This window comes from Roseateles chitinivorans (assembly GCF_050632235.1).
Taxonomy (GTDB): Bacteria; Pseudomonadota; Gammaproteobacteria; order Burkholderiales; family Burkholderiaceae_C; genus Roseateles; species Roseateles chitinivorans_A.
On the sequence record NZ_CP192584.1, the window covers coordinates 1,851,713 to 1,863,992 of the forward strand.

The 12,280-nt window shown below is 69.2% G+C and carries 10 protein-coding genes; 6 read left to right on the plus strand and 4 right to left on the minus strand.

The annotated features are described in order from the left end of the window. Positions 1-8 precede the first annotated feature (8 nt). From ACQ859_RS08305 to ACQ859_RS08320, 4 genes are read right to left on the minus strand one after another with little or no spacing between them, the layout of a single operon-like run. On the minus strand, positions 9-1,469 hold the full coding sequence (locus ACQ859_RS08305) for a CHASE3 domain-containing protein (protein ID WP_431265388.1): 1,461 nt from the start codon (positions 1,467-1,469) through the stop codon (positions 9-11). 16 nt (positions 1,470-1,485) lie between these two features. Continuing rightward, positions 1,486-2,010: a chemotaxis protein CheW gene (locus tag ACQ859_RS08310; RefSeq protein ID WP_431265389.1), complete on the minus strand. Its 525-nt coding sequence runs from the start codon at positions 2,008-2,010 to the stop codon at positions 1,486-1,488. Next, positions 2,007-3,488, minus strand: a complete 1,482-nt coding sequence (locus ACQ859_RS08315) for a CheR family methyltransferase (protein WP_431265390.1) — start codon at positions 3,486-3,488, stop codon at positions 2,007-2,009. The genes ACQ859_RS08310 and ACQ859_RS08315 overlap by 4 nt, the downstream gene beginning before the upstream one ends. Further along, positions 3,485-3,997: a chemotaxis protein CheW gene (locus ACQ859_RS08320; RefSeq protein WP_431265391.1), complete on the minus strand. Its 513-nt coding sequence runs from the start codon at positions 3,995-3,997 to the stop codon at positions 3,485-3,487. Before ACQ859_RS08320 ends, ACQ859_RS08315 begins: the two co-directional genes overlap by 4 nt. 360 nt (positions 3,998-4,357) lie before the next feature. On the opposite strand from ACQ859_RS08320, the gene ACQ859_RS08325 reads away from it, so the two are divergent. The 6 genes from ACQ859_RS08325 to ACQ859_RS08350 all read left to right on the plus strand — a co-directional run bounded on the left by ACQ859_RS08325 (position 4,358) and on the right by ACQ859_RS08350 (position 12,277). After that, positions 4,358-5,116 (plus strand): TetR/AcrR family transcriptional regulator, encoded by a 759-nt coding sequence (locus ACQ859_RS08325; protein ID WP_431265392.1) that lies wholly within the window; start codon positions 4,358-4,360, stop codon positions 5,114-5,116. Between the two features lie 53 nt (positions 5,117-5,169). Beyond that, on the plus strand, positions 5,170-6,960 hold the full coding sequence (locus ACQ859_RS08330; protein ID WP_431258965.1) for an acyl-CoA dehydrogenase C-terminal domain-containing protein: 1,791 nt from the start codon (positions 5,170-5,172) through the stop codon (positions 6,958-6,960). Positions 6,961-7,051: 91 nt separating this feature from the next. After that, complete coding sequence (locus ACQ859_RS08335; RefSeq protein WP_431265393.1) at positions 7,052-7,513, plus strand: DUF2147 domain-containing protein; 462 nt, start codon at positions 7,052-7,054, stop codon at positions 7,511-7,513. Positions 7,514-7,615: 102 nt separating this feature from the next. After that, complete coding sequence (locus ACQ859_RS08340; RefSeq protein WP_431265394.1) at positions 7,616-10,012, plus strand: 3-hydroxyacyl-CoA dehydrogenase/enoyl-CoA hydratase family protein; 2,397 nt, start codon at positions 7,616-7,618, stop codon at positions 10,010-10,012. A gap of 26 nt (positions 10,013-10,038) precedes the next feature. After that, positions 10,039-11,253: an acetyl-CoA C-acyltransferase gene (locus ACQ859_RS08345; protein ID WP_431101977.1), complete on the plus strand. Its 1,215-nt coding sequence runs from the start codon at positions 10,039-10,041 to the stop codon at positions 11,251-11,253. A 172-nt stretch (positions 11,254-11,425) separates the two neighbouring features. Next, positions 11,426-12,277, plus strand: coding sequence for an alpha/beta hydrolase family protein (locus tag ACQ859_RS08350; protein ID WP_431265395.1), 852 nt, complete (start codon positions 11,426-11,428; stop codon positions 12,275-12,277). Positions 12,278-12,280 lie beyond the last annotated feature (3 nt).

Below are 12,280 nucleotides of genomic sequence, written 5' to 3' on the forward strand. Positions count from 1 at the left end.
TGTCCCGATCAGGTCGGCTGCGACTGCACCAGGCGCAGCAGGTCGCGGGACATCTCTGCCAGCTCGGTGGCGGTCTGCGAGGTCTGGCCGGAGCTGGCCTCGGTCTCGCGCGAGGCCTGGGCGGTGTTGGACAGCGCGACGTTGAGCTGCTCGACGGCGGTGGCCTGCTGCTTGGTGGAAAGCTCGATCTCGCGCGCCGCGTCGGTCGTCGTGACGACCTGGCCGGCGATCTTGGCGAAGCTCGCGGCGACGTCGTCGAACTGGCGCGCGCCGGCGTCGACCGCCTTGGAGCCGGTCTCGGTCGCCATCACCGTGGTGTTGACGGCGCCGCGCACGTCGTCGATCTGCAGGCGGATCTCCTTGGTCGACGCCGTCATGCGGTCGGCGAGCTTGCGGATCTCGTCCGCGACGACGCTGAAGCGCCGGCCGGCGTCGCCGGCCACGGTGGCCTCGATCGTCGCGTTGATCGCCAGGATGTTGGTCTGTTCGGCCAGCTCGCCGACCAGGTCCAGCACGACGCCGATCTGCTGCGACTTGCGGCCCAGGTCCAGCATGTGGTCGACGACCAGGTCGATCTGCCGCCGCATCGCGGCGATGCTCTCGCGCGCGGACTGCAACGTGCCGTCGCCGCCACGGGCGAGGCCGGCCGTCTGCTCCGCGATGACGACGACGCGCTGCGCGCTGTCGGCGATCTGGCGCGAGGTGGCCAGCAGCTCGGAGATGGTGGTGGAGATCTCGGTCATCGAGGTCGCCGTCTCGCGCGCGCCGGCGGCCTGCTGGTTCGCGGCGGCCTGCAGCTCGGCCGACGAGCGCTGCACGTGCTTCACCGCCGTGCCGACCTGGCCGCTGAGCGCGCGGCTCAGCGTCAGCGCCGCGATCAGCACCAGCAGCGCGCCCGCCACCGTGCCCCAGACGATGGCCGCGCGCACCGTGGTGGCGGTGGACTCGACGTCCTTCGCGCGTTCGCGCAGCAGGTCGTTCTCCTCCTCCTCCATCTGGCCGACGACCGCGCGCAGCTCGTCCATGCGACGCTTGCCTTCGCCCAGCGCGACCATCTTCAGCGCCGCCTCCAGGCCGCTGGCGCGCCGCGACTCGATGCGCTCCTTGTGCAGCTGCAGCAGGCCGTCGATCATGGTGCTCGCCTGGCTGAACCGGGTCTGCTGCGCGGGGCTGTCGCGCAGGAGCGGCTTGAGTTCCGCCAGCGCGCGGGGCACGTTGGCGAGTGCGCTGCGGTAGGGCTCGAGGTAGGGCTCCTCGCCGGTGAGCAGGTAGCCGCGCTGCGCGGTCTCGGCGTCTTTCATGTAGCTCATCAGCGAGCCGATGTGGCCCACCGCCGCATGCGTGCGGGTCACCTGGTAGCTGGTCTGCGTCAGCACGTCGACGCCGCGGTAGGACAGGATCCCGATGAGCAGCAGCAGCGCGAAGGACAGCGCGAAGCCCACCGACAGCTTTCTTCCGAAGGTCCACATGGCACGGGTCTCCCTGTCATTGGCCGGCGGCGCCGGCGCTTGTCGTGGTCGAGTTCGCGGAGACGGCCTCGATCAGGCCGTCCAGCTCGATCAGCGGGCGCAGCGCGCCGCCGCAGCGCACGGCCCAGCCGGTGCCGGCGGCGTCGTTCTGCTGCAGCCGGTCGCCGGCGGCGAGCCGCCACTGGCCGTCGAAGCCCTCGAAGGCCAGCGCCAGCGGCGCGGCGCGCGCGATCGCCCACCAGCGCACGTCCTGGGCATGGCCGCGGCCGATCAGCGCCTGCAGGTCGTACAGCGGCAAGACCTGGCCCTGATGACCGGCGAGTCCGAGCAGCCCGGGGGCGGCGGCGGGATACGGGGCGGCGGGCATGGCGGGTGTGAGTCCGGCCAGGTCGGCCAAGTTCAGGGCGAAGGGGTCGCCGGCAATCCGTATGCCCAGCACGTCGAGGACCGCTTCCTCGTCGGCGTGGCGGCGGGGCTCGCCGAACGAGCGGTCGAAGGACTCGCGCCATTCGGCCAGCAGTTCGCGGGACGCTTGCGTCATGCGCGGGTCTCCTGCATTTCATCGCGGCACAGGCGCCGCAGGTCGTCGCGGTCGAAGCCGCCGCCGAAGCGGCGCAGCCGCTCGGTCGATTCCTCGTCCAGCAGTTCCAGCGCCCGGCGCAACTCGCGGTGCGCGGCGATGACCTCGCCCCGGCGCCGCGCGAGCAGGCCCAGCCGCAGGTGGGGCAGCGCGAACGAGGCGTCCTTCGCGGCGGCGCGCTGGTGATGCCATTCGGCGGCGGGCAACTGGCCGCGTTCCTCCATCGCCAGGCCGTGCAGGAACAGGCCCTCGGCCTGCAGCGCCGCCGGCGTGCCGGGTGTGATCAGCCGGGCGCAGGCGCGCAGTCCGTCCTCCACCTGACCGGCCTCGATCAGGTGCAGCGCCTCGTCGAGCAGCGCCTGGTCGGCGTCTTCGCCTGGATCGGAGAGGCTTGAAGGGGCTTCCGCGGCGGTCGCATCGGCGGCCCATCCGGGCGATGCCTGGATGGCCGTCTCGGTCGCGGCGCCCCCCGTGGACGGAGTCGCGGGGGCCGCCGCCGCAGTCCATGCCAAGGGCCAGGCGCGGGTGTTCTCGATCAGCTCCCGGCGATAGAAGAAGCAGCCGTGCGCCTGCCGCAGCACCAGGCCGGCCTCGGTCGCCACATCCTTGCCGCGCAAGGTCTCCGCATGGCCGAGGAAGAGCACGCCGCCCGGCGCGAGCGCGCCGGTCAGGTTGCGGATCGCCTGCCGCAGCGCGCCGGGCTCGAAGTAGATCAGCACGTTGCGGCAGAAGATGATGTCGAAGCTGCCGGGCGCCCAGAACATCGCGTCGGGCTGGCCGAGGTGGCGCTGCGCGAAGCGCACGCGTTCCCGGATCGCCGGGAGCGGCGTCCAGACGCCGGGATCGACACGATGGAACCAGAGGTCGCGCTGTTCCTGCGGCGTCGCGCGCAGGCTCCATTCGCCGTAGCGGGCGGCCGTGGCGCGGGCCAGCGCGGCCGGGTTCAGGTCCACGGCGAGGACCTCCCAGTCGACGCCCTGCGCCTGCAGGCCGGCGCGGTGCAGCGTGACCGCCAGGGTGTAGGCCTCCTCGCCGCTGGCGCAGCCGGCGGACAGCGCACGCAGCCGTCGACCGGGGCCGCCGAGTTGTCCGCCCCACCGGCCGCCGGGCGCCGCCTGCGTGGACTCCGAGAGGCTGCGCACCATGCCCGGCAACAGGTCGAAACGCAGCGCGTCGAACTGCTCGGCATGCCGGAAGAAGAAGGTCTCGCCGACGGTCAGTTCCGCCGCCAGCGCGTCGAGCCGCGCGCGTGTCGGCGCGAGCTCCATCTGGTCGAGGAAGCGCGCTGGACTGACCGGCCCCGCGACGCGCGTGAGCGCCGCGGTGAGCCGGTCATCCTGTCGTTCGTCGAAGTGCAGTCCGAGCCGGGCGGCGAGCAGTGCGCGCAACCGCGGCAGCAAGGCGGGGATGTCGACGTCGGCCGGCGCGGCGCGCGTCATGAGGCGGCCCCTGCGTGAGGGGGCGTGTCGCCATCGTGTCCGGCGGCGTCATGGAACGAGACCAGGGTCTCGGCCGGCAGCAGGCGGGCCTGGTCGAGCACGGCGATCAGGTCGTCGTCGCGCTCGGCGAGTGCGGCGATGGCGCCGTGCTCGCGGTCCCGCAGCAACGGGGGCAGGGCGCGGACGCCGTCGGCCGGCAGGGTCTGCAGACCGAGCACTTCGGTCGCGGCCAGCGCGACGCGGCGCTCGCCCGCGCGCACGATCACGTAGCGCCGGGGCGGGTCGTCGCCGTGTCCGGAGGCCAGGCCGAGCAGCCCGGTCAGGTCGACGACCGGCACCCAGTCGCCGCGGATGCGCGCCAGACCCTGGACGTGGACGACCGGCGACACCAGCGGCCGCAACGGTTGCGGGCGCAGGGTCTCCTCGACGGCGTCCAGCGGCAGGCCGCACAACCGGGATTGCACCCGGCACACCAGAACGCGCAACACGCCATTCGATGGCTTGTACATTCTTCTGGCTCCCTGTTTAGGCCAGTCTATGCCGGCATCCGGCAGGCCCGCGTCGTCGAAGGTCACTCTTGGCGAGGATCGCTCCGGCCTGCGCCCTGCAGGTGACCCAGCGTCGCAGAGAAGTCGACCGCGCGGGGTCGGGTAAACCCTCGTGTCGATGCCGCGCTACCCCCGATGGTCTTGAAGCGGTCATCCCGGCCTGCTGAACTCGGGCCCGGCGGGGCGCGACAGCGGCTGCGCGGATGGTGGGTGCGCTGCTTTTTTAGGCCGGCATCACTAAAAAAGGGTGGTCAAGGATTGCGTTTCCGGCCCGGAACTGCTCAAAATAGAACGATCGTTCGTTTTATTATTCCGGGCACCGTGTCCACCTCCTCCTTCACCTCCGCCAAGCCTGCCGCCGCCAAGCCGCTCGCGTCCTCGCGCAGCGGCTCGCGCTCGTTGCAGAAGGGCGCGCAGACCCGGGCCGCGATCCTCGACGCGGCGCTGGGCCTGGCCTCGCACATGGGGCTGGAGGGGCTGTCCATCGGCGCGCTCGCCGACGTGACGAAGATGAGCAAGTCCGGGGTCTTCGCCCACTTCGGCTCGCGCGAGGAACTGCAGATCGCCGTGGTGCGCGAGTACCACGCCAAGTTCGAGGAAGAAGTCTTCTACACCGCGATCCGCCAGCCGCGCGGCCTGCCGCGCCTGCGCGCGCTGTTCGAGCGCTGGGTGCACCGCACCTCGGTCGAGGTCGACTCGGGCTGCATCTACATCAGCGGCGCCGTGGAATTCGACGACCGGCCGGGCCTGGTGCGCGACGCGCTGGTCGGCATGGTGCGCGACTGGCACGCCGCGATCCGCAAGGCCATCCTGCTGGCGCAGGAGGTCGGCCACCTGGTGCCGGACGCCGATCCGGACCAGATCCTCTTCGAGATGCACGGCCTGATCCTGTCGCTGCATCACGACGCGCGCTTCCTGCGCAGCGAGGGCGCGCTGGCCCGGGCCCGCACGGGCCTGGAGCGCATCCTCGGCAGCTTCGCCACGCCGGCCGGCCGCAAGGCCGACGCCGAGACGCGGCAATCCCTTCCTCACTCCGCCACCGCCGCCCCGGGGACCGTCCCCGGACGCCCGCGCGCCTGAGCGGGGCGAGACCCTTCCGATCCTTTCATAGAACCATTCCTCAGGAGAGCCCCATGCCCCAGTACAACCCGCCCCTGCGCGACATGCAGTTCGTGCTGCACGAGCTGCTGCACGCAGTCGACGAGCTGAAGCTGCTGCCCGCGCATGCCGAGATCGACGAGGACACCATCAACGCGGTGCTGGAAGAGGGCGGCAAGTTCGCCTCGGAAGTCCTGACCCCGATCAACCTGTCGGGCGACCAGGAAGGCTGCACGCTGGACAAGGCCACGCACGAGGTCAAGGCGCCCAAGGGCTTCAAGGAAGCCTACGCGCAGTACGTCGAGGGCGGCTGGCCCGCGCTGTCGTGCGATCCGGAGTTCGGCGGCCAGGGCCTGCCGGTCCTGCTGAACCAGTTCATGTACGAGATGATGAACTCGGCCAACCAGGCCTGGACGATGTACCCGGGCCTGAGCCACGGCGCTTACGAGGCGCTGCATGCGCACGGCACGCCCGAGCAGAAGACCACCTACCTGCCCAAGCTGACCTCGGGCGTGTGGACCGGCACGATGTGCCTGACCGAACCGCATTGCGGCACCGACCTGGGCCTGCTGCGCGCCAAGGCTGAACCGCAGGCCGACGGCACCTACAAGATCACCGGCCAGAAGATCTTCATCTCCGCCGGCGAACACGACCTGGCCGAGAACATCATCCACCTGGTGCTGGCCCGCCTGCCGGACGCGCCGCAAGGCTCCAAGGGCATCTCGCTGTTCGTCGTGCCCAAGTTCAACGTCAAGGCCGACGGCTCGCTGGGCGAGCGCAACCCGGTCTACTGCGGCGGCCTGGAACACAAGATGGGCATCCACGGCAACGCCACCGCGCAGATCGTGCTGGACGGCGCGGTCGGCACGCTGGTCGGCCAGCCCAACAAGGGCCTTCAGGCGATGTTCGTGATGATGAACGCCGCCCGCCTGGGCGTCGGCAACCAGTCGCTGGGCCTGACCGAGGTCGCGTACCAGAACGCCGTCGTCTACGCCAAGGACCGCATCCAGATGCGCGCGCTGTCGGGCCCGAAGTCGCCGGACAAGCCGGCCGATCCGATCATCGTCCACCCCGACGTCCGCAAGATGCTGCTGACCGCGCGCGCCTTCGCCGAAGGCGGCCGCGCGCTGTCGGCCTACACCGCGCTGCAGCTGGACAAGGCGCTGAGCAGCGACGACGCCGACGAGCGCAAGGCCTGCGAGGACGAGGTCGCCCTGCTGACCCCGATCATCAAGGCCTTCATCTCCGACAACGCCTGGATCGCGACCTCGCACTGCATGCAGGTCTTCGGCGGCCACGGCTACATCCACGAGTGGGGCATGGAGCAGTTCGTCCGCGACTCGCGCATCAACATGACCTACGAAGGCACGAACACCGTGCAGTCGCTGGACCTGCTGGGCCGCAAGATCCTGGGCAACAACGGCGCGACGCTGAAGAAGTTCGGCAAGAAGATCGCCGAGTTCGTCGAGGAAGAGGGCACCAGCGAAGCGATGCAGGAGTTCATCAACCCGCTGGCCGACATCGGCGACAAGGTCACCAAGCTGACCACCGAGATCGGCATGAAGGCCTTCCAGAACCCCGATGAAGTCGGCGCCGCCGCGGTGGACTACCTGCGCGTCGTCGGTCACCTGTGCTTCGCCTACATGTGGGCGCGCATGGCCAAGCTGGCGCTCGAGAAGAAGGACAGCGGCGATCCGTTCTACACCGCCAAGCTGTCGACCGCGCGCTTCTACTTCGCCAAGCTGCTGCCCGAGACCGCCAGCCTGATCCGCACCGCCCGTGCCGGCCTGAGCCCGCTGATGGAAATGGACGAGGCGCTGTTCTAAGGACAGCGTCACGGGCGCCCCCTCGAGCGGGGCGCCCGCGTTCCCCCGCCGGCTTCCCGGTCAGCCAGAACATAAAACGGAGAGAGACATCATGAAACCGCTGTTCGCCACTGCCGTCGCCCTGGGCCTCGGCCTGTCCGCCAACCTCGCGCTCGCGCAGACCGCGACGACCACGACGCCGGTCGGCGTCTGGAAGACCATCGACGACGACACCAAGCAGGAGCGCTCGACGGTCCGCATCAGCGAGGTCAACGGCGTGCTCACCGGCAAGATCGAGAAGATCACCGACCCCGACAAGCAGGCCGCCAAGTGCGAGGAATGCAGCGACGAGCGCAAGGGCCAGCCCATCCTCGGCCTGACCATCCTGCGCGGCGTCAAGAAGAACGGCGACGACGTCGCGCTCTGGGACGGCGGCGACATCCTCGACCCGGGCAACGGCAAGGTCTATCGCGTCCGCTTGCGTCCGGTCGACGGAGGCAAGAAGCTGGAGGTCCGCGGTTTCATCGGCATGCCGATGCTGGGCCGCACGCAGACCTGGATCCGTGTCGAGTGACGCGTCGAGAAACGCGACGAATCAAGCATTGAACCCAGCGCCGTCACGAGCGCCTCGTACAAACCACATTCCTACATCCTCGGGATGTTCATTGGAGAAACCATGAGTCGATTCCAAGTTCGCAAGGTCGCCGTCCTCGGCGCCGGCGTGATGGGCGCGCAGATTGCCGCCCATCTGGTCAACGTGAAGGTGCCGGTCGTCCTGTTCGACCTGCCCGCCAAGGAAGGCCCGAAGAACGGCATCGTGACCAAGGCGGTCGAGGGCCTGAAGAAGCTCAAGCCGGCGCCCCTGGGCGTGGCCGAGAACGCCGCGCTGATCCAGCAGGCCAACTACGAGGAGCACCTCGAGCTGCTCAAGGACTGCGACCTGATCATCGAGGCCATCGCCGAGCGCATGGACTGGAAGCTGGACCTGTACACCAAGATCGCGCCGTTCATCGCGCCGCATGCGATCGTGGCGTCCAACACCTCGGGCCTGTCGATCACCAAGCTGTCGGAAGTCCTGCCGGAATCGATCAAGCCGCGCTTCTGCGGCATCCACTTCTTCAACCCGCCGCGGTACATGTACCTCGTCGAGCTGATCAACACGCCGACCACGAATCCTGAAGTCATTGACCAGCTCGAGAGCTTCGTGACCTCGGCGGTGGGCAAGGGCGTCGTGCGCGCCAACGACACGCCCAACTTCGTCGCCAACCGCGTCGGCATCGCCGGCATGATGGCCACGATGATCGAAGCCGAGAAGTTCGGCCTGTCCGTCGACGTCGTCGACGACCTGACCGGCAAGAAGCTGGGTCGCGCCTCCTCGGGCACCTTCCGCACCGCGGACGTGGTGGGCCTGGACACGATGGCGCACGTCGTCAAGACGATGCAGGACAACCTGAAGGACGACCCCTTCTACTCGACCTACGCCACGCCCAAGGTGCTGGCGGGCCTGATCGAGAAGGGCGCGCTGGGCCAGAAGGCCGGCGCGGGCTTCTACAAGAAGGTCGGCAAGGACATCCAGCGCCTGGACTTCGCCACCGGTGAGTACGTCACCGGCGGCGGCAAGGCCGAGGAGATCGTCGCGCGCATGCTGAAGAAGCCGGCCGCCGACCGCATCAAGCTGCTGCGTGAATCGAGCAACCCGCAGGCGCAGTTCCTGTGGTCCATCCTGCGCGACTCGTTCCAGTACGTGGCCGTGCACCTGGACACCGTCGCCGACACCGCGCGCGAGATCGACTTCGCCATGCGCTGGGGCTTCGGCTCGCAGCAGGGCCCGTTCGAGCTGTGGCAAGCCGCCGGCTGGAAGCAGGTCGCGGAGTGGGTCAAGGCCGACATCGACGCCGGCAAGACGCTGTCGAGCGCACCGCTGCCCGCCTGGGTCTTCGAAGGCCCGGTCGCCGAGAACGGCGGCGTGCACTCGAAGGACGGCTCGTGGAGCGCCGCCGAAGGCAAGTTCAAGCCGCGCGCCAAGCTGCCGGTCTATGAGCGCCAGGCCTTCCCCGAGTCGCTGGTCGGCGAAGGCGCCGTCGAGCCGCTCAAGGCCGGCACCGAAGAGTTCAAGAACGACGAAGTCCGCGTCTGGTCGCTGGACGGCGAAGTCCTGATCGCCTCGATCAACTGCAAGCTGCATCTCATCAGCCCGACCGTGACCGAAGGCCTGCTCAAGGCGGTCGAGATCGCCGAGGCCAAGTACAAGGGCCTGGTCATTTGGTCGCCGGACGACGTGTTCTCGGCCGGTGCCAACCTCGAGGCGCTGATGCCCGTCTTCATGAGCAAGGGTGCCAAGGGCATCGCGCCGGAAGAGAAGAAGCTGCAGGACATGATGCTGCGCGTGCGTTACGCCAACGTCCCGGTCGTCGCCGCGATGCGCGGCCTGGCGCTGGGCGGCGGCTGCGAACTGGCGGTGCATTGCGCCCGCCGCGTCGCGCACATGGAGTCCTATGTCGGCCTGGTAGAAGTGGGCGTCGGCCTGATCCCCGGCGGCGGCGGCCTGACCTACATCGCGCGCCGCGCGGCGGAGATGGCCTCGGCCGGCAACGCCAACGCGGACATCTTCGCCTTCCTCAAGGACGGCTTCACCAACGCCGCGATGGCCAAGGTGGCGACCTCCGCGCTGGAAGCGCAGAAGCTGGGCTACCTGCTCGACAGCGACATCATCGTCCCCAACAAGGACGAGCTGCTGTACGTCGCCACGGCCCAGGCCAAGGCGATGGCCGACTCCGGCTACCGCGCGCCGCTCAAGGCCAAGTTCCCGGTCGCGGGCCGTTCCGGCATCGCCACCGTCAAGGCCCAGCTGGCCAACATGCGTGACGGCGGCTTCATCAGCGCGCACGACTTCCACCTGGCCTCGCTGATCGCCGACGTCGTCTGCGGTGGCGAAGTCGAAGCCGGCTCGCTGGTGACGGAGGAATACCTGATGTCGCTGGAGCGCAAGCACTTCTGCAGCCTGCTCGAGCACCCGAAGACCCAGGAACGCATCATGGGCATGCTGCAAACCGGCAAGCCGGTCCGCAACTGATCCGAGCGGCACACAAGGAATCCATCATGAGCAAGCAAGTTCAAGACGCCTACATCTGCGCCGCCACCCGTCTGCCCATCGGCAAGTCGGGCCGGGGCTACTTCAAGAACACCCGCCCGGACGAGATGCTGTCGCGCGTCATCCAGGCCGCCATGGCCCAGGTGCCGGGCCTGGACCCGTCGGTGATCGAGGACGCCATCATCGGCTGCTCCTTCCCCGAAGGTGAGCAGGGCATGAACATCGCCCGCGTCGCGGCCGTCCTGTCGGGCCTGCCGAACACGGTCGGCGGCGTGACGGTGAACCGCTACTGCGCCTCGGGCATCACCGCCCTGGCGATGGCGGCCGACCGCATCCGCATCGGCGAATCCGAAGTGATGATCGCCGGCGGCGTCGAATCGATGTCCATGGTCCCGATGGGCGGCAACAAGCCCTCGTTCCCGCCTGCGATCTTCGAGCGCGACGAGAACATCGGCCTGGCCTACGGCATGGGTCTGACGGCCGAGAAGGTGGCGGACAAGTGGAAGGTCTCGCGCCAGGCGCAGGACGAGTTCTCGCTGGAATCGCATCGCCGCGCGCTGGCCGCGATCGAAGGCGGCTTCTTCAAGGACGAGATCACCCCGTTCGAACTGAAGGACCGTCAGCCGGATCTGAACGGTGACGGCGTCATCGTCAAGAGCCGCATCGTCGACACCGACGAAGGTCCGCGCAAGGACACCTCGATGGAAGGCCTGGCCAAGCTCAAGCCGGTGTTCGCCGCCAAGGGCAGCGTCACCGCCGGCAACAGCTCGCAGACCTCGGACGGCGCGGGCGCGCTGATCGTGGCCTCTGAAGCTGCGGTCAAACGTTTCGGCCTGACCCCGCTGGCGCGTTTCGTCTCCTTCGCCGTGCGCGGCGTGCCGCCGGAGATCATGGGCATCGGCCCGATCGAGGCGATCCCGGCGGCGCTCAAGCTGGCCGGCATCAAGGCCGAGGACCTGGGCTGGATCGAGCTGAACGAAGCGTTCGCCGCGCAATCGCTGGCCGTGCTGAACGATCTGGACAGCAAGGGCATCGTGCTGGACCGCTCCAAGGTGAATCCCAACGGCGGCGCGATCGCCCTGGGTCACCCGCTGGGCGCGACGGGCGCGATCCGTGCGGCGTCGGTCATCCATGGCCTGCGTCGCACCGGCGGCAAGTACGGCATGGTCACCATGTGCGTCGGCGCGGGCCAAGGCGCCGCGGGCATCATCGAGCGGCTCTAAGCGGCGCGATCCCCTCGCAGTCCGCTCGTCCTTGGGCAGCGGTTGCGAGTGGGGCCGGAATGCTGCTGGGGGTTCCCGGAGGGATGCCCCCTGCTGCGTGGAGAGCCCGCGCTTGGCCAGGCGCAGGTGGGCGGTCTGAGAAGGGCGCCGAAGGGCATCGGGGGAGATCGCGATGATCAGTTTCCGAGCGGAGGATGGTTTCGAGCTTCGAGGCCATCTCTACGGCGATGCAGCGACCGCGAAGGCGGGATTGCTGATCGCTCCGGCGATGGGTGTGGAGCAGCGGTACTACGCCGCTTTCGCCCGCTGGATGGCGGCGCAGGGCTGGCTGGTGCTGAGCTTCGACTACCGCGGCATGGGCGCCTCGCGTCCTGACGCGATGAAGCGCTCCTTGCGAGGACTCGAGGCCGACATCCACACCTGGGCCGAACGCGACGCCGCCGCTGCGTTGTCGCACCTCGACCACCTGCTCGGCGACCGCCGCGAGATCCACTGGCTGGGTCACAGCCTGGGCGGCCAGATCCTCGGCATGCTCCCCAACCGATCGCGCGTCTCTCGCGCCGTGACGGTCGGCTGCGGCAGCGGCTACTGGCGCGAGAACTCGATCGGCCTGCGCCGCTACGTCTGGTGGCTCTGGTACGTCGTCGTCCCGCTGGCGTTGCCAACCTTCGGCTACTTCCCCGGCCGCAAGCTGCGCAAGGTCGGCGACCTGCCGCGCGGCGTGATGGCGCAGTGGCGCCGCTGGTGCCTGGACCGCGACTACATGATGGGCGAGGGCGGCGACGCCCTGCGCGCGCAGTACGCGGCGCTGTCGGTGCCGATGCTCTCGCTCGCCTTCACCGACGACGAGTTCATGTCCCGCCGCAACACCGAATCCCTGCACGGCTTCTACGCGGGCGCCTGCCCCGAGATGCGCCGCATCGCCCCCAAGGACATCGGCGAGCGCCGCATCGGCCATTTCGGTTTCTTCCGCGATCGATTCGAGCGCAGCCTCTGGCCGCAGGTCAGCACCTGGCTGGCATGATCG

Coding starts and splice junctions, on each gene's coding strand:
- ACQ859_RS08305 (WP_431265388.1), bottom strand. CDS start 1,469: ATGTGGACCTTCGGAAGAAAGCTGTCGGTGGGCTTCGCGCTGTCCTTC.
- ACQ859_RS08310 (WP_431265389.1), bottom strand. CDS start 2,010: ATGACGCAAGCGTCCCGCGAACTGCTGGCCGAATGGCGCGAGTCCTTC.
- ACQ859_RS08315 (WP_431265390.1), bottom strand. CDS start 3,488: ATGACGCGCGCCGCGCCGGCCGACGTCGACATCCCCGCCTTGCTGCCG.
- ACQ859_RS08320 (WP_431265391.1), bottom strand. CDS start 3,997: ATGTACAAGCCATCGAATGGCGTGTTGCGCGTTCTGGTGTGCCGGGTG.
- ACQ859_RS08330 (WP_431258965.1), top strand. CDS start 5,170: ATGCCCCAGTACAACCCGCCCCTGCGCGACATGCAGTTCGTGCTGCAC.
- ACQ859_RS08335 (WP_431265393.1), top strand. CDS start 7,052: ATGAAACCGCTGTTCGCCACTGCCGTCGCCCTGGGCCTCGGCCTGTCC.
- ACQ859_RS08340 (WP_431265394.1), top strand. CDS start 7,616: ATGAGTCGATTCCAAGTTCGCAAGGTCGCCGTCCTCGGCGCCGGCGTG.
- ACQ859_RS08345 (WP_431101977.1), top strand. CDS start 10,039: ATGAGCAAGCAAGTTCAAGACGCCTACATCTGCGCCGCCACCCGTCTG.
- ACQ859_RS08350 (WP_431265395.1), top strand. CDS start 11,426: ATGATCAGTTTCCGAGCGGAGGATGGTTTCGAGCTTCGAGGCCATCTC.